The organism is Kocuria oxytropis, from assembly GCF_040981195.1.
Lineage (GTDB): Bacteria > Actinomycetota > Actinomycetes > Actinomycetales > Micrococcaceae > Kocuria > Kocuria oxytropis.
In genome coordinates this window covers 1-527 of the sequence record NZ_JAVFXA010000114.1, presented here as the reverse complement: position 1 = coordinate 527, position 527 = coordinate 1, and the positions used below count along the sequence as shown (strand labels likewise).

Below are 527 nucleotides of genomic sequence, written 5' to 3'. Positions count from 1 at the left end.
CCGTCGAGGACCCGCCGGGATTCCCGCCCGGCGGGCTCCACGGGGCCGTCGCCGCCGGGGGTCCGCGCTCCCGGTCCGGCCGCGCTCCCCGCCGGGTCGGCACGGGACCCCGCGGTGCCGGCGGCGCCGGTCGCGGCACGAGCGGAGGGCGCCGCGGCGGGGCCGGCACGGTGACCAGGGGCCGCAGCCACTCCAGGGCCCACCACAGGCCGGCCTCGGCCCGGGAGAGCACGAGCGCGGTGAGCACCGCCGCGAGGACGTGCCCGCCCAGCATGGCCGGCCCGGAGCCGGCCAGGTCGTGGTGCGCGGCTTCGGGGACGGCCTGCGGCAGACGGGGCGGCTCGACGACGGGGCCCGCGTGGTGGCCGTGGCCGGAGCAGGCCGGAGGCGCCGCGAGGGCGGTGAACGCCTCGTGCAGGCCCAGCTGGGCGGCCCCCACGACGGCCAGCAGCCGCCCGGGGGCCAGCCGGCGCCCGGCCAGCCATGCCACGGGAACCAGCACGACCGCCCCGAGTCCCAGCAGGACG

At 82.2% G+C, this 527-nt stretch carries 1 protein-coding gene; it reads right to left on the bottom strand.

The genetic code is table 11. The annotated features are described in order from the left end of the window. The coding region (locus tag QYM41_RS17855; RefSeq protein WP_368801106.1) for a hypothetical protein at positions 1–527 on the bottom strand (527 nt) is incomplete at both ends.